At 34.1% G+C, this 21,439-nt stretch carries 17 protein-coding genes and 1 tRNA gene; 8 read left to right on the forward strand and 10 right to left on the reverse strand.

Annotated elements, in window-relative coordinates:
- Positions 1 to 66 precede the first annotated feature (66 nt).
- The 4 genes from EG359_RS04965 to EG359_RS04980 all read left to right on the forward strand — a co-directional run bounded on the left by EG359_RS04965 (position 67) and on the right by EG359_RS04980 (position 2,934).
- A complete protein-coding gene (locus EG359_RS04965) occupies positions 67 to 858 on the forward strand; it encodes a hypothetical protein (RefSeq protein WP_076351385.1) in 792 nt (263 codons plus the stop codon).
- Positions 859 to 862: 4 nt separating this feature from the next.
- Entirely contained in the window at positions 863 to 1,165 is a 303-nt protein-coding gene (locus EG359_RS04970) for a hypothetical protein (protein WP_123867276.1), read from the forward strand.
- Between the two features lie 247 nt (positions 1,166 to 1,412).
- A complete protein-coding gene (locus EG359_RS04975) occupies positions 1,413 to 2,078 on the forward strand; it encodes a hypothetical protein (protein ID WP_076351381.1) in 666 nt (221 codons plus the stop codon).
- A gap of 169 nt (positions 2,079 to 2,247) precedes the next feature.
- Positions 2,248 to 2,934 carry a hypothetical protein gene (locus EG359_RS04980; protein ID WP_076351379.1) on the forward strand — a complete coding sequence of 229 codons (687 nt, stop codon included), beginning with the start codon at positions 2,248 to 2,250 and terminating at the stop codon, positions 2,932 to 2,934.
- A gap of 972 nt (positions 2,935 to 3,906) precedes the next feature.
- On the opposite strand, the gene EG359_RS04985 is transcribed toward EG359_RS04980, so the two are convergent.
- The 4 genes from EG359_RS04985 to EG359_RS05000 all read right to left on the reverse strand — a co-directional run bounded on the left by EG359_RS04985 (position 3,907) and on the right by EG359_RS05000 (position 9,320).
- Positions 3,907 to 3,978: transfer RNA gene (locus tag EG359_RS04985), tRNA-Arg, on the reverse strand.
- An 86-nt stretch (positions 3,979 to 4,064) separates the two neighbouring features.
- Positions 4,065 to 5,831, reverse strand: coding sequence for a TonB-dependent receptor (locus EG359_RS04990; RefSeq protein WP_076351375.1), 1,767 nt, complete (start codon positions 5,829 to 5,831; stop codon positions 4,065 to 4,067).
- Positions 5,832 to 5,861: 30 nt separating this feature from the next.
- On the reverse strand, positions 5,862 to 6,347 hold the full coding sequence (locus EG359_RS04995; RefSeq protein WP_076351373.1) for a hypothetical protein: 486 nt from the start codon (positions 6,345 to 6,347) through the stop codon (positions 5,862 to 5,864).
- A gap of 9 nt (positions 6,348 to 6,356) precedes the next feature.
- Positions 6,357 to 9,320, reverse strand: a complete 2,964-nt coding sequence (locus EG359_RS05000) for a tetratricopeptide repeat protein (protein WP_076351371.1) — start codon at positions 9,318 to 9,320, stop codon at positions 6,357 to 6,359.
- Positions 9,321 to 9,575: 255 nt separating this feature from the next.
- Between EG359_RS05000 and EG359_RS05005 the strand changes: the two genes are divergently transcribed.
- From EG359_RS05005 to EG359_RS05015, 3 genes are all read left to right on the forward strand, one after another.
- Positions 9,576 to 11,816 carry a CocE/NonD family hydrolase gene (locus EG359_RS05005; RefSeq protein ID WP_076351369.1) on the forward strand — a complete coding sequence of 747 codons (2,241 nt, stop codon included), beginning with the start codon at positions 9,576 to 9,578 and terminating at the stop codon, positions 11,814 to 11,816.
- Between the two features lie 103 nt (positions 11,817 to 11,919).
- A complete protein-coding gene (locus EG359_RS05010; RefSeq protein ID WP_076351367.1) occupies positions 11,920 to 13,602 on the forward strand; it encodes an APC family permease in 1,683 nt (560 codons plus the stop codon).
- A 158-nt stretch (positions 13,603 to 13,760) separates the two neighbouring features.
- On the forward strand, positions 13,761 to 14,093 hold the full coding sequence (locus tag EG359_RS05015) for a DUF962 domain-containing protein (RefSeq protein WP_076351365.1): 333 nt from the start codon (positions 13,761 to 13,763) through the stop codon (positions 14,091 to 14,093).
- A 104-nt stretch (positions 14,094 to 14,197) separates the two neighbouring features.
- On the opposite strand, the gene EG359_RS05020 is transcribed toward EG359_RS05015, so the two are convergent.
- From EG359_RS05020 to EG359_RS05035, 4 genes are all read right to left on the reverse strand, one after another.
- The gene (locus tag EG359_RS05020) at positions 14,198 to 14,650 is read right to left on the reverse strand and encodes a hypothetical protein (protein WP_076351363.1); all 453 of its coding nucleotides are present in this window, start codon (positions 14,648 to 14,650) and stop codon (positions 14,198 to 14,200) included.
- A gap of 18 nt (positions 14,651 to 14,668) precedes the next feature.
- Positions 14,669 to 15,127, reverse strand: coding sequence for a lipocalin-like domain-containing protein (locus EG359_RS05025; RefSeq protein WP_084180272.1), 459 nt, complete (start codon positions 15,125 to 15,127; stop codon positions 14,669 to 14,671).
- Entirely contained in the window at positions 15,127 to 15,936 is an 810-nt protein-coding gene (locus EG359_RS05030) for a hypothetical protein (protein WP_076351361.1), read from the reverse strand. Before EG359_RS05030 ends, EG359_RS05025 begins: the two co-directional genes overlap by 1 nt.
- An 89-nt stretch (positions 15,937 to 16,025) precedes the next feature.
- Complete coding sequence (locus EG359_RS05035; protein ID WP_076351359.1) at positions 16,026 to 18,047, reverse strand: DUF3857 domain-containing protein; 2,022 nt, start codon at positions 18,045 to 18,047, stop codon at positions 16,026 to 16,028.
- Positions 18,048 to 18,195: 148 nt separating this feature from the next.
- Here EG359_RS05035 and EG359_RS22700 point away from each other — a divergent pair, with 148 nt between their 5' ends.
- A complete protein-coding gene (locus EG359_RS22700; RefSeq protein WP_084180271.1) occupies positions 18,196 to 18,807 on the forward strand; it encodes a DUF4377 domain-containing protein in 612 nt (203 codons plus the stop codon).
- Positions 18,808 to 18,919: 112 nt separating this feature from the next.
- Here the strand turns inward: EG359_RS22700 and EG359_RS05050 are convergent, their stop codons facing one another.
- Both EG359_RS05050 and EG359_RS05055 read right to left on the reverse strand, forming a co-directional pair.
- Positions 18,920 to 19,858 (reverse strand): SPFH domain-containing protein, encoded by a 939-nt coding sequence (locus EG359_RS05050; protein ID WP_076351357.1) that lies wholly within the window; start codon positions 19,856 to 19,858, stop codon positions 18,920 to 18,922.
- A gap of 108 nt (positions 19,859 to 19,966) precedes the next feature.
- Positions 19,967 to 21,322 carry a deoxyguanosinetriphosphate triphosphohydrolase gene (locus tag EG359_RS05055; RefSeq protein WP_076351355.1) on the reverse strand — a complete coding sequence of 452 codons (1,356 nt, stop codon included), beginning with the start codon at positions 21,320 to 21,322 and terminating at the stop codon, positions 19,967 to 19,969.
- Positions 21,323 to 21,439 lie beyond the last annotated feature (117 nt).

Here is a 21,439-nt window from a genome sequence, read left to right on the forward strand (position 1 = left end):
GGTTACGATTCGCAGATAATTGTCTTTTTTTTTTTTTTTAATATCTTTACGTACGAAAAAACACAAATGAAAAAAGAATTGAAAAGGAAAATTCTTCTTACACTTTCTATTATTGCGAGCACTGTTATGCTTATCGGTTTTATTTTTTATACAAAACCACCGATTGTCATTACCGAAATGAAACCGCAACGGAATATTTCTGAAAAGATAAACCCGATGTTTTCTGATACTTCGGATAGTGTTTTGGTTCTAATTCCCTATAAAATTACGGTTTCAAACAACCGCTTTCGTAAAATCAGCCTGCCAGATATCTATTACAAAACCAATCATGATAAGTATATAGCATCTTCGTCTTCTACTGGAAATTCACTCAATTTTGATGAGGATGGGAAACAGCTCGATGAAGATTTGATAATGACCAATTCCGAGAAAGTAAATTACAATGAAATGTCTTTGGCGATGAAATGGGACAAATGGAAAGAAGCAAATCGCAATATTATTTTTCCTTTTTGTTCAAAAAGTTTTTATTTCTACAAATCTACAATGCTAAAATACAAAACGGAACGAAAGACATTTGTTGATTTGTACAATAATTTTAAAGAAAAACAAACGCAATCTTTATCCGAAACTCCTATTGTAAGGTTTCCAAAAAATAAAATAGACTCACTTTATCAAGCAGATAAAAACAAGAAAATTGCTTTTAAATTAAAGACAAATAAAATACAAGGCTGGTTTCAGATTCATTATCAAATGAAAGATGGAACACAAAAATTTTATGATATGTATGATTCTATTCAAAAAATGAACCGTGAAGAACTTTTCCGTTTGATGAGCAGTTCTCCGCTTGATAATTTGTAAATAAATGAAAAAATCTATACTATTGATATTCACGATTTTTACAATGATATTTTGCGGTTGGACTATCGTAGAAAGTAGCCAAAAATTAAATTTGCAAACGTTGGATATTCACGCTATTGAAAAAAGAAATATTGTAGAAAACCCAAAAATATCGGATTGTGAAAAGAAAATTTTGATACAAAGCTTAGATTTTAGAGAAAGCAGAAAGCAAGAAAATTCTGATTCTGCATTTTTTGCAATTCAAATCTCTATTTTTATTTTCTTCATTCAAGTTTTGTTATTTTTTGGTATCATTTTTAAAAAATAATTTTCGCTTTTCAGAATCTTAATACGTCTAGAATTTATCAAACAATCTGATAAAAGCTTTGCATAAAATAGCGAATCATAAATGAAACGCTTTGAATTGTAAATGGTTTCATTGAAAAATAACGAAATATTTTAAATTTGAAAAGATTATTGCTCCATCGGACTAATGTCTGTGTATAAAAAATAAAGTCAGAAAAATTGCTTTCTAAAGGATTGTTATGTATTACTGTAAATTTTTCAGAAAATCTATGAAAAACATCATTATAATATTTTTTTTATTTGCTAGTTGTTATGCTTGTAAAAAAAATGAAACTGAAGGTCTTTTTGCCCAAAAAGCTTTTGCTAATTCCCATTACAACAGGTTTCATATTGATAATTATTACAGATATTACAAAAAAAATGAAACAAATGGAATCGAATACGATACTTTTAGACCGATTATTTATACCAACGTAAGACCTTTCAAAGAAAATGAGAAATATCCGGAACAAATATTTGACCCATTTGGTAGAGCTAAAGACTCAAGAAAATATTTTGCTCGAGAATTAAATCAAACATTTGTGGCATACATTACAAAAGATAATAAATTGATTTATCGAAATTTTTTTCGAGATTATCACGGTCCTGACTACTATATTAAATCCATTGATAAACCTAGGAACTTGAACGATTTAACAAAGTATCTATCAAACTTAAAACTCAGTTATAAGATTCTCGACACTATAAAACGAAAACCAATTACTGAAAAGGATAAGCTAATCGATTCTTTGATTACCTCAAAAACATATAACATAATGGTAAATAATTATTTTTACCGAGTTACACTCGACTCTGCTTTTTGCGAAACTCAATTATATTATCATCCAAGGGACACGACTAGTATTTTCAGAACAATAATAATACATACATTTTAAATTACGCATAATGAAAATAGAATTCAGTTACCTCCAAGAAAATTTTGTAAAACTGCTTCGATATATGATATAATCGAAGTTTAAAAGGTTGTTCAAGTTCTTGCTCCTATTCGAAAATCTACTTTCTCATCGAACTTTGAAGGTTTAAACAAAAACACAAACTCCCGCAATGGAAATAATCCTTGTCCTATTTTTGATTGCAATTCTTTGTCTTTTTTTCTATCTCATATTCAAAATTATTTATTGGATTTGCGAAAAGAAAACACGCAGTATTTGGGCTTTGTCAATCGTTGGAATGTGGATTTTGGTCATCATTATCAACTTTATATTTTTCACGAAAATGGAATTTATTCAATCAAAAGTTTACAAAAATATGTACTTGATAAAAAATCCGATAAATAATAGAGATAGTATTCAATCGTCTATTAAACAAATTTGTTTGCAAAAAATGAACAATGAGTTTTTGGGCAATGAAAAAAAATATAAAAATTACAACAGCGACAGCACTAGTGTATGGTTAAACTATGACTTTGATTTCTACAACTATTCTGATAATTGGCTTGGCAGTAACACCGCTCACTTTATAGAAAACGAAGAGGACGATGGCGGACCTACAAGTATCCATTTTTTATCTGAAATTCAAAATGAAAAATTGGCAAGTTTTAGAATTAATTATTGCAAAAACGACACTATAAATTACTATGCTTCAATAACTTATCACAACAAGGAAAGAGAAATTAAAACTGATACCATCATCAATAAATGTCTCAAAATTTCGAAAATTATTGTTCCTAAAAAACCACAAATTATTGGCGAAAGCGGAATAGCAAAAGGAATGGTTATCGAAAAACAATAACAAATTAAAAACAAAACAATCCTCACAATAATCCTATTTTTCTTGATTTTTATTGAGTTGGGAGCAATTACAAACTCCTAATTGAAATGAGTGAAATTTCCACCAATGTTTTGAACGAAATTTATTCTATCACATCAACTTTATCGGTTTTGGTTGTTATGAATATTGTTTTGCTGATTTTCTTTTTATTAAGAAAATTCGGCTTTAAATCTCAAAAAAATTCAATTTAAACAATGAAAAAAAACTAGTCACCGCTCTCTTATTCATCGCATTGATATTCGGGATTTTGCAGCAAAAATATTTGCTACAACCAAACCGTAGACAAGCAATGGGAAAGCTTTTTATCAGGTCTTTTGTTGTCTTTTTCGTATTGATTTTAGTGTATGCATTTGCATTTTTTTGTTATCGATTTATCAAGGGATTTCTACCAATTTATTTTGCGATTTTGACTCAAGTTTTATTGGTTAGTTTTACGATTCATCAATATATTATCTATCAAAATCTGTTGCCAGGAAATATTCCTATTGACGATTGGGACAGTGATTATTTCCCTCCGATTGACCTTAATTTTTACATCATTGTGTTTTTCAGCTTTGCGATTTTCGGGTTTTGTTTTTGGGTTTTAAAATTTAAAAAAATAAATAGAAATTAACTTTAACACATTTCCAAAAACGGAATAATCAAAATTGGTTTTAGCTAAAATATCCCATTAAAAAATTTTAATACATTATAAAAAAATAAATCTTTGCGTTTAAATTACGCACATCAAAACTTGATGTACTGAAAATTTAAACAAAAAAACAAATGAACATCTTCCTAAAATACACCTATACTCAAGAACATCTCAAAAATGCCCATCGTTTCACGATTTTTCCGACCAAAAAATCATTAAAAAAATTAATCTGGATATTCTGGAATCAAAAAAAAAAAAATGGCTCAATTTGGATTAAATTGGAGCCATTTGGGCGTTTGTGACCGCAGAAGGATTCGAACCCTCACTGTCGGAGCCGAAATCCGAAGTTCTATCCATTAAACTATGCAGCCATATTCATACATAAGTAATAAATGATAAGTAATGAGTAATGTATAACTCGATGATTATTAATTACTCATTGCTTATTACTTATATTTTAGAAAGTAATTTTCACTCCTCCCAGAATTTGAGCACCAAGAACCTTATATCCTTTGTACGTCTGGTATTTTGAGCTTAGAAGATTATTTCCGAGTGCGAAAATACTGAAATTTTTGTGAATTTTATACTCTGCAGAAAGATTTAAATCCGCATAGCCACCAACTTTATCGTTGGTATTCTCTGTAGATTGGAAAATCATATTAGGACTTCCTACACCCTCTATCGCATAAGAGTTTGTTGTTCTGTCACTTGCAAAAATTCCTTTGAAACCTAGCAACAATTTCTTGTCAAGCATAGTATATTTTGCACCGATGCTTGCATTCACTAATGGAACGTTATAAATGTTGTCATAATTCTTTAAACTATACTTGGTGAACCTTACTTCTCCATCGATAATTAAATTTTCCAGTGGGAAATACTGTATACTCCCTTTGATATCACTCACATTTCCGTCATCATATACTGCAGAAAATGTATTGGCAAAATCATAGGCAGAACGGTTAAGCGTATAGTTGTTATCAAAAAGATTATTTGCCTTAAAGAACATAATATCTTTCATTTTTCCAAAACCTGCAGAGAAGTCATATTTCAGCGTTTCATCAATATCTCCTCTCAATCCTACATAAAAATGATATTTTGTCTCTGTTGGCTTTAAATATTGGTCAGATAAAGCATATGGGTTTGCTTGTAAAAGATCTCCGTATGTATTAAGCTTCAGACCACCATCTACCCCACCATAGAATTTGAATTCCTTGGCAGCAGCGACCTGGAACTCAGCTTGTGGAAACCAGTAAGTCTTATTATTCTTCATTTGCTCCATCTGAATATTTGAGTTTTTAGCATTCAGGAAAGAGAATAAAGACCCAAGCATCAAATAAGATTCTCCTTTTCTAAAGGTCACCTTTGGAGCCAAATTGGTATTAAAGAAATTAGAAGAGTTCTTATTTCCTATTTCAAAATCTGTCTTAACTGCTTCTAAACCTACTCCTAAATCAGCATTTAGATTAATTCCTGATTTACCTAGTTCAACAGCATGTTTGGATAGGTTGGCAAGAATGGAAACCTGATTTTCCTGAGCATCGAAATGATCTTTTAGGAATGAAGACTTTACTCTTACATCATTTAAAATCTCGTTAGAGTAAAAGTCATAGTAACCGTTTACCTTAAACTGATTTACTTTTTGCTTCAAATCTACATCAGCAGCCGGCTCAAGGGCATAAATACCGTAATAGTTATAATTATTCAATCCATATTCAGCATTCAAATTGAATTTCCCTTTTTCTCCATAAGAATTAAGGAAAGCTCCGAAACTTGCTGAAGTCTGCTTTGATTTCCAATCGTAATCCTTTTTAAGGCCACTGGTTGAAAGCAAGTGAACGTCCGCTCCTACTTCAATCTTATTATCAAGCACCTTAGAAACATTTCCGTCTAGCAGAATCTTTCCATAGTTACCCATTCCAAACTGAACATAGTTATTCTGAGCCGTACCGTCAAATTTTGGAGCTACATCTTCACCCTGAATCGTTGAAGTTTTGAAATCCGAAACCGCAGGAACATCCGTAATGGTATATTTCACAGGGTTCTGGGACTTCTCTTCCGGCGGATAGTTTTTAATGGTTTCTACAGAAGTCTTCTTCTTCTCGATCTTCTTCACTTCCGGCTCTCTCTTTTTATTAAGAACCAGTTTTTCCTCCTTGATCTGGGAAAACGCGAACTGCGAAACCCCTAAAAATAATATGGATAATAATTGAATTTTCTTGTTCATATTTTCTTTATTTGAAAAATATAACGGGATCTATTTATTGGAAGCTATATAATTTCCCAACAAAGCCTTCCCTGACTGTTTTGAAAAAGTTTTGCCTAATCTGAATATATTAAACAGCCAAAGGCTTTGATAAACTTTTAAATTGTATTGATAATTTTTCTTCGTATTCTTCTCGGCAATATCATAGCTGTAAGAAATATCATACGGAAACCCCGAGGGCATCAATCCTAATGTAATCATACTTCCAATCATTGGATTTCCACAGAAAGGAGTACGGGTTGTCATAGGGTGTAATGTTATTTTTGCAACGTTGGTACTGTCATCTACAATTTCATAAATTTTGGAATGTTTTAAAATGTCAAATTCTTTCTTAAGATCCTTATTCGCCACAAAAGCTTTCTGTTTTGTAAAGTCTGCCTTTGCATTTCTGTACTCTTTATTAGAAACAGTATAGGCAGGAATACAACTCCACAGCGAAGTGGAGACTAAAAAAGAATATATTGCTATTTTAAACACCTTCAATTCTTATTTCTTAATCTGTTTTTTAACTTCTTTTGCTTCTGCAATAATTTCAGGGAAATCCTTGTAGTTTGCAATAATCTGGTCACATGTATAGCTTGCCTGATAATTATCCTTCAAACCGATATAGTTCTTAGCCATTAGCACCAATGCTTTTGCTCCCCAATATTCTTCGGAAGCATAATTATTTGCCAGCTTAAAGATCGTTTCATTGGAAGACTTGAATGCCTTACCTTTATTTTGATAATAAGCCTTTGCATAGAATGCTTCTGCCGCTACAGAGGTATTGGATGATTTTTCAAGGGAAGCATAGGCAGACTGAGCATCTTTATCCTTTCCGGAATTCATTAAACTTCTCGCTTTAATCACTTTTGCAGTCTCAATTACCGCAGCCGAGTTTTTAGAATTGGCAATTACTGCGTTAGCTAGCTTCTCAGCTTCAGAGAAATTCTTTTCTTCTGCATATAGCTTCATTAGCTCAACATTCGCATAATTTTTAATGCTGATATTGGAAGAGTTTTTAATACCCTCAAGGTACTTTTTCGCTTCCGTGGTATTCCCTTGTGTAATGAAGATTTGAGCTAAACGAGTTTGTGCATCATCCTGATAATCATTCTGAATTCCAGCAACTTCCTGCAATACAAGTAAAGCTTTAGTTGAATTATTAGTTTGATAGTAACTTTCTCCTAATTCATATTTAGCCTGATACAATCCTTCACCTGTTGGGTTCTGCGTCAGATACTTTTCATAGTAAGAAATAGCATTTTTATAGTCTTTTTTCGCAAAGTATTGTTTTCCGGTAGATAGGTTGATTTCATCAATTTCAGAAGCATCAACATTCACTCCGATATTTCTTGCAAAACTTTCATATCCCGAAACATCACCATTCTTTGTAAAGATTGGTTTGGCAGCCTGAACTATTTTTGTAGCATACGCTGTATTTTTATACTGCTCACCCAGTGACTTCAACTCAGAAAGAGCTTTATCATTCTGGTTTTGATCAATATAATTTTGAGCTCTGTAGATGGAAGCATTGGCAATAAGATCCTTGTCTGAAGATGTTTTAATTACCTTTCCAAAATAATCATTGGAGTTGGCAAAATCATCCTGAGCTGCATAGGCAGTTCCAATTTCGTATTGTGCATCATCGTAATATTCGGAATCCGGATATTTTGATAAAAGATTTTTTAAGTTATTGATTTTCGCCTGAGTATCGCCTTTAAATCCTAAAGCCATTGCTTTCTGGTATACGGTATAATCTGTAGCATCTTCGTTTTTATCGTAGATGGCGATTGCCTCATTCAGATCATTATTAGCGTAGTGAATATCTGCAAGACGAAGCTCAGCATCATTTTTAAATTCAGGCTTCGGATTCGTCAGATACTGCTTAAAATAAGTTTGTGCCTGATCAAATTTCTTAGATTTAAAATAAGCATATCCTAAATCATAAGGCAACTGTTGCTTTTCAGGGAATGTCTCATTAAGAAGCTTTTCGTAACGAACAATGGCAGAGGGATAGTTTCCTTTCTGATAATATACCTGCGCAAGCCAGTATAAAGCTCTGCTGTTAAATTCTTTATTGATATTGAATCCTAAACTTCTCAGGAAATATTTTTCAGCTTCATCATAATTCCCTTTGTTGAATTCTTCCGTACCTAATAAATAAGAAACTTCCTGATCTACTTTATTGATCTCAGGAGTAGAACCCTGCAGCTTATCAATAGCATTCAATGTTTCTTTATAGTTTCCGGAATACAGGTATGATTTCACCAATAATGATCTCATTTCTGAGGCATTGGATCCATTCTGATTATCGTTGATATAACTTTGAATAACAGTAGACGGGTTTTCAAACGGATTACCGATATCATATCCTAGTTTGGCGTACTGTTCATGAGCCAGTTTTTTCACTTTCGCATCATAATCCATCTGGTAAGAAGAACGGAATGCGGAAAGAGCCTCCTGCTTTTTATCAACAGCCAGATAGGCATTTCCTAATTGATAATAAGCATTTTGTGCCAATGCAGAATTACTGTTAATAAGCTGATTATAATATGAAACAGCCTCGTCATACTTTTTAAGCTGTGCTGCAACGAATCCCATTTCGTAAAGATCATTTTCAGATGGATTCTGCTGTACATTCAGATAATCTTTCAAATGCGGATAGGCAGAAGTATAGTCCCCTTTCATAAAGTAACTCTCCCCAATGATCTTGTGAACCTCTGCTTTATAGGATTCTGAAATATTTTCGTTCAACAGTGCATTTCCTTCAGAAATAGCCTTATCATAATTCTTGTCATTGTAGTACATCTGTACATAATAAGGACGTACCAGCTTTGAAAACTTATCCTGATCCTTAACGGAATCAAAATACTGGAAAGCCTTATCATTTTGTCTGTTGCTATAATACAAATGTCCAAGCATATAGGCAATATCACCTTTTTGAGACTGGTCAGCTGTTTTATAGGCTTCTTCAAGGGCATCAGTAGCTCCTTTAGAATCTCCCATCATGAATTTTGCATATCCAAGCTTCAGAATATACTGTGTATTTTCCTCTTTTGAAAGCTGGTATTGGTTAACCTTTTTCAAAGTTTCCAGTGCTTTGTCAAAATCCTTTTTCGCCAGATAGTAATCTGCCAAAGGAAGATTAGCCTGAGCAAAGTAGGCAGAGTTTGGATATTCTTTCATGAAAGCCGTCAATCCATCCTCAGCATGATTTTTCTGAAGAATAACCCCTATCACATTGTCAAAAAACTGAGCCGCTTCCTTTTTCGAACGGGACAAATTCTGATTATAGAAATATTGTCTTGCATATTCGTATTGGGAAGCGTTGTATATTTTGGTCTGATAAAGATTTTCAGCTAGATTGAATCTGTAATTTTCTTTCTGTGTAAAATATTGGGACTGTTGAGCATCGGAAATTCCGAAGTATATGACCGCAGCCGCTAAAAGTATTTTTTTTGATTTCATTCTTCTCGTATAAGAAAATTAGTCTAAATAAGTTAACGAAAATATTAAAAACTTATTGTTTAAGCAAGTTTTAACAGATTTAATACTCTAAGATAAATATTTAACAATAATGAAAACATTTCACTATTACATGATAAAATTTATTAATTTAGTCTGATAAAATCTAAACAATTTTAGTAAACAGTTATCAAAAATTCATTTTGACCTGATACCGTTTCAACAGCAGCTAAAAACATACCATAAACACACTGTAATATGAAATTTAAGATACTTTTAGCATTAATTTTTGTAAACCTCATGCAGGCTCAAAAATTTTATTTTCCAAAAACAGCAGCCACAGATTCTCTTATTTTAGAAAAACAAATGCCGGGACTGGCTGAACAAGTGATCTCTAATCTGCAGACTGTGAAGCACAAACCCGAAAATAATATAGATTTTCTAGATAGTCTTTTCCGTTTGCAAATCGTTGCCAAAGATTACAAAAAGGCAATGATGACCTTGTCCGAGTATCGTAATGAGTTTGCTGATCATAATATGGGCGGATACAAGTCCATGGGATATGAATTGTACAGCCTGGCTAAATTAGCGCAAACAGAAACCAAGGCTTCTTTTCCTAATGCTCTTCAGTCTGTTTTTAACAAAAAGTATGAAAGTATTGATCCAAAACTGATTCCAAGAATTGGAGCAGCCATTGAGGGCGATGTAAATGATTCCAGAAAACTTCTGAAAAAAGTACTGAGCAAACAACAAGGAAAAGACAGCATAGATTATAATTCTGCGCTAGCTTTATGCAAAACTTATCTCAACTATAAAACATACTCCAGTATTCTACCTCAGTCTTCAAAACTGCTTGAATCAAAGGATCAGGAAAAATTTATTATTGAAACCAAAGACCTTAAAACAAAATACGGAAATACCTTAACGATTACCATTGTCAGAAAAAAAGAAAATAAATCTCCTCTTCCGGTTATTCTTGCCAGTAATATTTATGCGGGACAATTTGATAGTTTCTTCGGAAAAAGAGCTGCAATCTATAATTATGTAGGAGCAGTAGTGAACACCCGTGGTAAAAGAAATAGCAATGATGAGAACAATCCGTTTGAATATGAATCACAGGATATCTACGAAGTTATAGACTGGATTAGTAAACAGCCTTGGTGCAATGGAAAGGTAGGAATGATGGGCGGAAGCTATCTGGGATTCAGTCAATGGGCAGCTGTAAAAAAGCTACACCCTGCATTAAAAACAATTGTACCGCAAGTAGCAGTAGGAATCGGGATTGATTATCCCTCCAAGAATAATGTATTCATGAGCTATATGCTAAGATGGATTCAATATGTTACCAATAATAAGTATACAGACGAATTGGATTTTGGCAACGCTACAAAGTGGGATTCCATTAATACGAAATGGTATAAAAGTGGGAAATCATTCAGGGCATTAGACACTATAAGTGGCAAACCTAGTAAAATATTCCAAAGATGGCTGGATCACCCTGGATATGATCAGTATTGGAAAAAAATGGTTCCTTACAAAGAGGAATTTGCCAAAATAAATATTCCGATCTTAACTACCACCGGATATTATGATGATGATCAGATAGGCGCATTATATTATTTTAAGGAACATAATAAATACAATAAAAATGCTGAGCATTATATGACAATAGGTCCTTATACTCATGGCGGGGCACAAAGCTTCGGGTATACCTATGTGGAGGGAAACCGTATAGACCCATCTGCCAGAATCAGTATTGATGACCTTGCTTTTTCATGGTTTGACTATATTCTTAAAAATGGTAAAAAACCTGAAATTTTAAAGGATAAAGTCAATTTTCAGATTATGAATACTAACACATGGAAACATGTTCCAACTCTTGATCAGATGCACACTTCTACTCTTAAGTTCTACCTTCAGAATAGTAAAAATAATTCTTCTGTCTTTAATAAACCCGGAAGCCTGAGTTTCACCAAACAAACTGTTGATTTCAAAAACAGAGATGATAAAGACACTTATTATGGGGTAAGCAAAAAAGACAGTATTAAAACCACGGATTTCATTTATTTTGAAAGTGAGGTACTGGATAAAGATCTTATTATGAGTGGAAATCTTTCAGGTGTTTTCAACATTTCCATCAACAAAAAGGATATAGACACAAGTACTCTTCTTTATGAGATCAAGCCGAATGGAAAATCTTTCTGGCTATCTACCCATCTCGCAAGAGCAAGTTATGCTAAGGATAATGAAGTACGTCAGCTTCTTGAGCCTAATAAAATTCAGCAAATTCCAATCAAGCAGTCAATATTTATGAGTAAGAAGATTGAAAAAGGAAGTAAGCTGCTTTTATTGGTGGGGGTCAACAAAAATTCGGCATGGCAAATCAATTATGGGACAGGAAAAGATGTAAGTGAAGAAACCATAAAAGATTCCGGGGAACCGCTGGAAGTAAAATGGTATAACGACAGCTATGTGGAAATACCTGTTTATGAAGACTAAAGGCTTTTCGTTAAGTATTTTTACCTAAATGTTCTTAACGACTGTTAACATCAAAATAAAAAATCATTACATTTGTTTTTTTCAAATCAAATATAGTTATTGAATGAGTCAACTTTTTAGAAGAAAAATCTATTCGAATACAGACACATCAACGGGACTTTTAAGAGTTTTAGGTGTATGGGACATTGTATTTTTTGGTATTGCGGCGATTATAGGAGCTGGAAGTTTCAGCAGTTTGGGAGAAGCCGTTTTTAGAGGTGGTCCCGGTGTTATCCTTCTATATTTGATTTGTGGTTTTGCCTGTGGATTTACTGCTTTATGCTATGCTGAATTTGCAAGCAGAATTCCTACAGCAGGCTCGGCGTACACTTATGCCTATGCCAGTTTCGGGGAACTGATTGCCTGGATAATTGGGTGGGCTTTGATTATGGAATATTCCTTTGGGAACATCTACGTTGCATTCTCATGGTCCGATTATTTCACAAGCTTCCTTGGACGCCTCGGCATGCATATTCCGGATTATCTTACCTGCAGCTATACAGAAGCCAGTAAAGCTTTTAGAAACGGCTCAGAAAACAAGGAATTATTAAATGCATGGAAATCAGCTCCATTAATTGGAAACTTAAAGTTTATTGTGGATGTTCCGGCTTTGGTAATCAATGGCTTAATTACATGGCTTTGTTATGTTGGAATAAAGGAAAGTAAAAACTTTAACAACTCTTTGGTGATCTTAAAACTTGGTGTAATCTTATTGGTTATTATAGTTGGATTTTCTTATATCAATACTGATAACTGGACACCAATAAGCCCTGCTACAGGCAGTCCATCCTTTATGCCAAATGGCTTTACAGGAGTAATGAGCGCTGTTTCAGGGGTATTCTTTGCTTATATTGGTTTTGACGCATTGAGTGTTCTTTCCGAGGAGACAAAGGATCCGCAGAAAACACTTCCAAAAGGGATGATCATCTCGCTTGTATTGTGTACGGTAATCTATATTGCACTTACCTTGGTATTAACAGGTATGGTGGATTACAAAAAATTCGATGGTGTAGGAGATCCGCTTTCATTTATATTTGAAAAAACAAATGCGAATGTAGCATGGATGGAACTTGTAGTTTCGTTTGTAGCTATTGTTGCCATTACCACTGTATTATTGGTTTTCCAGATGGGACAGCCAAGAATTTGGTATGCCATGAGCCGTGACGGATTAATGCCTCAAAAGTTCCTGACCATTCACCCAAAATATAAAACACCTTCTTTTGCAACTATTGTTACAGGTATTGTAGTGGGAATTCCTATTTTGTTTACAGATAAAACGTTCATCTTAGATTTTACAAGTATAGGAACCATCTTCGCTTTCGTATTGGTTTGTGCAGGAGTTCTTGTTCTTCCGGCTAAGGAGAAGATAAAAGGCAGATTCCACCTTCCTTATATCAATGGTAAAATTATTTTCCCTGTTGTTTTTATTGGCGGGCTAATTGCTTTTTACTACTGGCAACCGGAATTTTTCCAGACTCTTATGAACTGGGGAGATCCTAAAGATGGGGAATTCAGAGCTTCTATTTTCTTCTTTATTATAGTGAACCTTATCCTGTGTGTTGTAACTTTCATCAAGAACTTATCATTAATTCCACTGATTGGATTAAGTTCATGTCTGTATCTTCTTACAGGAATGAGCCACGAGAACTGGTTCTGGTTCGGGATGTGGTTCCTGATCGGTATGGTAATTTACTTCTGCTACGGATACAAAAACAGTAAATTAGGAAAAGAATTAAAAAATAGCTAAATAGGCAACAAATACAATTGCAGAAAGGCAAAATAGCGAAGAGGTTAAATCCGATGGAGAAACCGATTGGCTATTTTGCCTTTTTGCTTTTTTACCCGTTCGTAAAAATCGGCAGAATTATTGCTTTAGCTTCAATAGAATCAATAAACTAGACCATTATGACTGAAAGAATCAAAACATACAGAGAATTTTATCAGTTTTATCTTACTGAGCACAGTAAAACAGGAACCCGAATTTTTCACTTTATCGGAACCCTGCTCATATTTTTTGTTATAGGCTATGTTATCAGTTCCGGAAAGGAAAGGTTTCTATGGTACATCCCGATTGTTGGGTACGGATTTGCGTGGTTTAGTCATGCGGTTATTGAAAGAAACAAACCCGCCACCTTTAAGTATCCGTTATGGTCTTTAATCTCAGATTTCAAGCTGTTTTTTGAGCTTTTAATCGGGAAACAGAAGTTCATTACGAAGACTGACAGCCAGCCTCATTAAACTTAAATTTTTCAACAACTTACAGGATTGCAAAAAAGGAAAGCTTTATTGCAAACGGTATCCTATGCTTTGAAAACACCAAATACATTAAAACTGCCACACCTCTAATTTTTATTCTGAGAATACATCTTTCTTCCTATTAAATATCCTAAAGACGGAAGTATAAAGGATAACAGCAATGGTACAACTAATGAAAAACCACTTCCCTCCAACACTACAATTAAAGGAAATGCAAATGCATTATAGGCAATGAGTGCCAGGGTAAACATAAAGCTATTACCACCCGCTGTTGAAAAAAGATTAAAATCATTTCCAAAATGATCAAACAGTCCCGACATTGCAAATAATAAAACATTTACAAAAAACATCCACAGGACAGATCTGTATGTCATTTTTTTCTTTGCGTTAAGATATCCTGCAAGAATTAAAAGAAGTGACATGATTACAGAAATCGTGTAATCTACACCAGACATACTCACTTCACTCCCACTTTTTCCAAAGAAATAAATGGCATACAACAACACATTGATGAGATAGATTACTGTAACATAGTTCATAGATTAAAAATTTAATATTTAGTATTGCTTTTCGAGAATGCTGTAATGAATGGTATTCAATATCGCTTCTAATTTTGCATCACTATTCTTGGCAGGAATTGGAATATAGCTGGAGAATAGCATTGTCTTATCTTTGTTGAAAGTTACCATTACTTCCTCAAGAATATTTTTATCATCCACAAAAAACTGAATTCTGTTATCTACAATTCTCCAGAAAGACAATCGGGGTTCAGATGGCATACAGTCCCCGACACTTCCTTCTACATAATTATAAACAGCAAAACCATCCTCCCTGAGCGTGTAATTTCTCATTAGACGACAATTGTCAAAATCTTTTTTAACCTTTGTTTTACCTTCATAAAATCCAGATTCTTTTAACTTCCAGAATCCCAATACATCCTCTTTCTTTAGTTTCTGTGCACTTACAAGGGAGGAAAAGGCCAGAATAAAGGCAGTGGAAAATATCATTCTCATCATTATTTCTTCTTTTTCTTTTTGTTTATTTTCTTATGATCCGAACTTTCAGTTTGTTTATCCATATTTTCTCCAAGATCAATAAGTCCCATGGAAAGCATAGATGCAGGATCTCCGTTTTTCTCACCCTCTTTCCAGGTTTCAAAAGCCTTATCGTTAAGTCCTAAAAGATGATAGTAGGCTCCCAAGACGTTATATCCCTCTGTTTCACCAAGGTTTATTATTTTTTTGGAAAGCTCTATTAATTCCGGGTGAGGTTTGATTTTTTGAGCCTTAAGTTTTTCATGATCTCCTAAAAAACCAGGAGTATACTCCATCATTTTTAATCCAAAGGTATTGAGGCATGCCTTAGCCAAACCTTGATTACAAAAGCTTTCACTGATAGCAGTAAAATCATTGGAAAACAACGCATCCAGCCCAGACATATCTTTCGTCTTATCATAATACGCAGCCAGTAAAGCCGCTCTTTTTTGAGACTCCTCAGGGTTTATTCTGTTATTAACCTCTGTACTGTCTTTTTTACTAACCCATACCCCATTTTTCACCCAGTCTGAAATCCCAATAAGTTTATCCTTTTTAATTTTAAAAATAAAAACACTTTTATCAGGGATGATCACCAAGCTGTCATTTCTGGTAAAGTAATAGCTGCTTCTCATTCCGCCAATCACTTTTCCGTTTCCATCAAAATTGAACCCCTTATAAAAGGTTTCATTTCCCTCCTCTTCAAAATATCCCTGCAAGGCATTATCAGCCTTTTGAGCAGACATAATGGTTATAAAAAAAGTAGAGGTCAGTACGAATAATTTTCTCATCTGTTATTATCTTAATAGCAATATAATGATTTGGTTATGGGCTGCAAAGCAGCCCATAACCAAATCTCTTTTATCTTTATATCAATGTTTTATTTAAATCTTTTTTTAAAGCTGAACTTAAGTCTGTTCATCAATCCTGGTTCTATAATGTCAACTCCCAGCCCGAAATTGCTGTCAGCTACTGTATGGTGGTCATTTCTGAACTTTTCAAATTCGTTTTGTGGAATTTCAATATTGACCAATGGATCACATTCAATAGTAACTGTTGCTCCGTTCTTAGTTACTTTCTTACGGCTTTTATATTCAAAATAAGGATTATTAATGGTGCTTTCCTGAACTGTATATTTTTCTTCCGTATCAATCTTCTGATCGGTATACAAATTAATTTCATACTTCTCTCTATCGAAATTATGCCAAAACGGTAAATCTTTATGCATAAAATCCCTTGCACTCGCTTTCACTACATTTCTATCAAAGTACATCAGAAAACGATTATTTTGTGGATCCGTATAGTAAGGGTTATCAACGGTAGCAGAGTATTGAATTTTTATTTCATTTAACTTTTTATCATCGCTTACTACATCTATGACAGCATCCTTAAAGATATTTCTTACATCTGTTCCGTTTCTGTCATTAGAATAATTAAGACCATAAAAAAGGAAATTGTTCCAGCTGTCTATGATTTCCCTTTTATTGGTAACTTTAAAATACCTTCTCATCGCATTGGCGCGGTTCCCTTTATAAGTAGTTTCCACATTCAGCTTTCCTATTGATCCCTGCACATTAAGATCCACTTTTTCATTAAGGCAGAAATAAGGAAACTTAAACGGCTTTCTTATCTGAAGCTCCTGATCTCTTTTCACTTCAAGATAATGCATAAAATAGATAAACCCTCTGTTTTCAATCAACCCGAATTCATCTCTGATGGTAGCATCAATAAAGTATTCCTCACCTTTGTAGTTCACCTTTACCACCACATGATTGAAGTTCAGCAATGAAGGCAGATAATATTTAATGTAATAATCTGTGTTGAAATTCACCAACACAACAGAGGCATCCACTCCGATATAATCTAGGATAATCTTTAATAAAACAGATTTTGCCTTACAATCTCCCTGTTTGTTTTCATAGGTTATGGCAGGCTCCTGTGGCTTATGACCATTCATTTCATCTGCATTGAAGATATAATAGATATGATTCTGAACATATTCTATAGCAAACCTAAGTTTTTCATCCTGATCATGAATGTCATCCAGCTTTTCTACCACATTGGGGGCAAAGTCCTTTAAGGAAGATTTACTGAAAATTTCCTCATAAAAAGGAACAATATAATTGGAAAGATCTTTCCAGTTGTTGTCTGTGGCAAAGTCTATATAAGGGAAGATCTCACGTCCAGCATCTACAGGATTGATATAATTCTGTTCTTCAATAACGAAGCGTTCTCCTTTCTTTAGGTAATTAATTTCCGGTTCCAGAACATTTCCTTGTTCATCCCTGAAAAATGTTTTTTTATAAGCGATAGTCTCTTCACGTTCATTAATAAATGTAAACTTAAAACTTCCGTACGCCCAATAATTATCCGGACTTACCCAAACATATTTTGAAAATTCCTTTCTCAGGAAATCACGATCTGTAAAAGGCTTAACCCTTGAGTCCTCCAGCACCAATACATCATATAGCCTAAGGTCTTTAATCGTAATATTAATCTTTTTATTACTGCTCAGAACTCCCCCGCTACTTTGATTTTCGCTGTCGAGAACCTTAATTTTCGTATCCGGAATCTTATCTATTAAGACTCCATCTCTCAAAACACTAATCCTGTGAAGCTGATATATCTCATTTTCTTCCACAATAACATCAGAAACAGAGGCTCTTTCTAAATTTCCTGGCTCATTTAAAGTATAGGCCATACAGGCATACTCACTATTTTCCTTATTGCTTGTGTAATATTTTTTGTCTAAAAAGTAGCAATAATCCCGGCCGTCATCTGTTTGTTTTCTGGCAAATTCGGAATCTTTGATGCGGTCCATAATCTCCTGGTCCCCAATATTCCCCGCCCACATTTCAGGCTTCTGAATCCTGTAATTTTCAACTTGAATTTGATTCTCCATATTTATATTTACGTATTATGTTCTTTGGTTATGATCATTAAGAACCTCAAATTAAATGATTAAAAAACTAAAAAACAATAGAAGAACTGCGACAATTCGCGAAAAAGTTCGGCATGGTAATTGCCAAGTATGGTCTAAAATCAAGTTTATGAAAAGTATAGCAACAATTCTAAAAGGGGCAGCACCTGCATTAGCATTATTCGCAATGACACAATGTACAACCACCGCAGGAGTATCCTCAGCTGATGAAAAAACATTCATCGTAGGACCACAAACCGCAGATTGTACAGGAGTAGCTCCTATGAAATGTCTGCAGGTAAAGGAGAAGGCATCAGAAAACTGGACTAATTTCTACACAAACATCGATGGATTTACCTACGAGCCCGGATATGAATATGTTTTAAAGGTAAAAACAGAAAAAATAGCAAATCCACCCGCTGATGGTTCTTCCATCAAGTACACTTTGGTAAAGCAGGTTTCCAAAACTAAAAAAGAAGTGGCAGCCAACGAAAAAACACTTATCATAGGATCACAAACTGTAGATTGTTCTGCAGGAGCGGGACGTATGAAGTGTATGCAGGTAAAAGAGAATGCTTCTGAAAGCTGGAGTAACTTCTACAGCCATATTGAAGGGTTTACTTATGAACCAGGTTATGAATATGTTTTGAAGGTAAAAACAGAAAAAATTGCCAATCCACCGGCAGACGCATCTTCAATTAAATATACATTGATAGAGCAGGCTTCCAAAACCAAGAAATAATAATAAAAAACTCCGAAGAAATTTCTTCGGAGTTTTTTTATCTGTACATCTGAAATAAAAGCTTTTATCAAACAATTGATATGCTTATTTATTCAGTATTTCTATTTCTTCATTAATATCCCTGCTCTTTTTGAGGAGGTTCAGGATATTTCCCTTTGCTTACTTCTCCTACAGTATTGGCTGTAGTCATAGCCACTACCAGATCATTCAGCATATTGCTTGCTGCCGTAGGTGAATTGGGAAGAAGCACAAGGTTGCTTCGGGTACTTGCTCCTACAGAATGTAAAGTATCATAATGCTGCGTTACCACAATAAGTGCAGATGCTTCATGCGAATTGATATCCACATTGTTCAGCATTCTTACAGATTCTTCAAGACCTTTTGCAATTTCTCTTCTTTGATCTGCAATCCCCTGTCCTTGTAGCTTTTTAGATTCTGCTTCAGCTTTTGCTACAGCAACAATTCTGATTCTTTGCGCTTCAGATTCATATTCTGCGGCTGTTTTTTCTCTTTCGGCAGCGTTGATTCTGTTCATGGCATGCTTTACCTGCTCATCCGGATCAATATCCGTTACCAGTGCCTTGATAATATCATATCCGTAGCTGTTCATCGCTTCCTGAAGTTCACCTTTTACAGCTACTGCAATATCATCTTTTCTTACGAAAACATCATCCAGTTTCATTTTAGGAACTTCTGCACGTACTACATCAAATACAAAGGATGTAATTTGGTTTTCAGGATTTTCCAAACGATAATACGCATCTCCTACTTGGTTTCTGATTACCTGATACTGAACAGAAATTTTCATTTTAATGAATACATTATCCAATGTCTTGGTATCAATCATCACATCCAACTGCTGAATTCTAAGATTCAGTCTTTTAGCAATCTGATCAATGATAGGAAGCTTAAGATGCAATCCGGAGTGCTTTACTCCCTGAAATTTTCCAAAACGTTCAATAATAACTGCAGTTTCCTGCTTCACTACAAAGAACGATGCAAATAAAATGATTAGCCCGAATAAAATAACGGGTGCTAGAAAAATACCCATAGTTTAAGTTTTTATAATAAGTAGTAATAATATGTGCTTTGTTAAACTATTCAAGCTCATTTTAATAAGTTGAAACAGTTTTTCATAAATATACTACTTATTTTCAAACTAAACGGTCATTCCGATGTCTATTCCCTTAATTTTTCGATATAAATCTGTAGCGTAGTTATCCGTCATTCCTGAAACGAAATCGATAATTCCGAGAACTTTCTGATAGTCTGTACCGTTATCATAAACAAACTGTCTTGGAAGAAGCTTTAATGCTTTTTTATCGTAGGACTTTCTTTCATTATCCGGCTTCAGAATGGATGGAATAAAGTGATCCAGTAATTCATACATTACATTGTATCCTGCATTCTCAATTTCCACAACGGCCTTATGATTATAAATTTTTTCAATGGAGAAAGATTCTATATCCTGCAAAGCGTTGTTTTCAGATTTATAGATATCCAAAAGTCCTTTATCCAGATTACCCTTCAGAATTGTGTCAAAGTTCTGCTTATAGATCTCAAGGGATTTATTAATTAGAGCATTGATTGCTTTGGCTCTTAAATAAGAAATTTTCTCATTTTCATTGGAAATGGAAGCCAGTTTATTTTTAACCTTATCCATATCATTGGTTTCGGATTTCACCAGTTCAAAGAAAAGGTTTTCACAGTCTGAAGTGGATACAATTCCGAGTCTGTGTGCATCCTCCATATCAATAATATTATAGCAGATATCATCGGCAGCCTCTACCAGCCATACAAACGGATGTCTTTTAAAGATATGAGGTTCTTCGCATTCAGAAATAAGCTGGGTTCCTTTTGCTATCTCAAGGAAGATATCCTTCTCATTCTGGAAGAACCCAAATTTTTTACGATGAATAATTCCTTTTTGCTTGGCTACGGCTTCACATGGGTATTTTGCAATACTTGCCAATGTAGAAAAAGTAAGCTGAATCCCTCCCGCATCTTTTCCCTGCTGTTGCTGAGCCAATACTCTGATCGCGTTTGCATTTCCTTCAAAATTAACCAAATCTGCCCATTCCTTTTCATTGAATTTTGATTTCAGATCCTTTTCATTCCTTTCAAAATAGCTTGCAATGGCATCTTCTCCGGAATGCCCGAAAGCAGGATTTCCCACATCATGGCAAAGACATGCTGCGGCAATTACATTTCCTAAATTGTATAGATAAAAATTCTTTGAATCTTCGGTAAGGTCATTTTTATAATCCTCAACAATAAATTCACCAATAATACTTCCTAAACTTCTTCCTACAGACGACACTTCCAGTGAATGTGTAAGCCTGTTGTGTACAAAAACACTTCCGGGAAGAGGAAAAACCTGAGTTTTATTTTGCAGCCTTCTGAAAGCTGAAGAGAAGATTATTCTATCGAAATCTCTTTGAAAATCAGTTCTTGAAACCTTAGTTTGCGGATTGTTTCCTGTACGTTGATTGGTGAAAATCTGGTTTAAATTCATCATTTTTCAAAATTACTCCAAATTTTAATTTTATGGAATAGTATTTAGATTTTTATTAAAGAGATCTCTCATTCAAAAAATCTATTGCAGTAAATGTTTTTCATGGACGGAAGCCAG

Origin of the sequence: Chryseobacterium joostei (assembly GCF_003815775.1) — a bacterium.
Lineage (GTDB): Bacteria > Bacteroidota > Bacteroidia > Flavobacteriales > Weeksellaceae > Chryseobacterium > Chryseobacterium joostei.